Origin of the sequence: Promicromonospora kroppenstedtii DSM 19349, assembly GCF_000515355.1 — a bacterium.
Classification (GTDB): Bacteria; Actinomycetota; Actinomycetes; order Actinomycetales; family Cellulomonadaceae; genus Promicromonospora; species Promicromonospora kroppenstedtii.
In genome coordinates this window covers 225,829-226,508 of the sequence record NZ_KI911686.1, presented here as the reverse complement: position 1 = coordinate 226,508, position 680 = coordinate 225,829, and the positions used below count along the sequence as shown (strand labels likewise).

General features: G+C 73.5%; 1 protein-coding gene. It reads right to left on the bottom strand.

The genetic code is table 11. The annotated features are described in order from the left end of the window. Window positions 1-680 (bottom strand): RDD family protein (locus PROKR_RS15625; RefSeq protein WP_036964548.1); only part of this gene is annotated, 680 nt, incomplete at both ends.

Genomic DNA, 680 nt, shown 5'->3' with positions numbered 1-680 from the left:
GGTGGGCCGCATCGCGGGCTTGCCCGGGGCCCGCGGGCCGGCCGCCACCGGGGTGAGCCCCGTGCCCGGGACCTGCGGGGCGCGGATGTCGATGACGACCGAGCGGGCCGCCTTGTCCTGCCAGCCCTGCACCTTGCCGCCCTTGTCCCAGAGCGGGCTGAGCAGCACCACGATCTGGCCGACGACGAACACCACGGAGCCGGCGGCGAGCACGAGCACGCGCAGCAGCTCGCGGACGAACCCGATGGGCCCGCGGTCCTCGGCCGACACCGTGCGCAGCCCCATCGCCGAGTTGCCGATGGTGCGGCCGGTCCGCGACTCCCAGATCCACATGGACAGCTGGAACAGGAACGCGACGAGGCCACCGAGGAGGTAGACCCGCATCACCTGAGCGGCGATCTCGGCCGCCTGCTCCTGCGACACGACCACGAGGCCCGACGGGATGTCGATCAGCGAGATGCCGATGGCCGCCACGATGCCCAAGAGCACGCCCGCGATGGCGCCGTCGATGAGCCAGGCCACGAACCGCTTGCCGACACCCGCGTAGGGCGCCACCAGCGGCGGCGGCACGGACCCCGCCTTGGGGATCTGCGTCGCCGTGTACACCTCCACCTCGGTGGTGATCGGCGGCCGGCTCTCCACCAGCGGCACCGAGCCCGAGCCGTTCCGGGCGGCGGCGG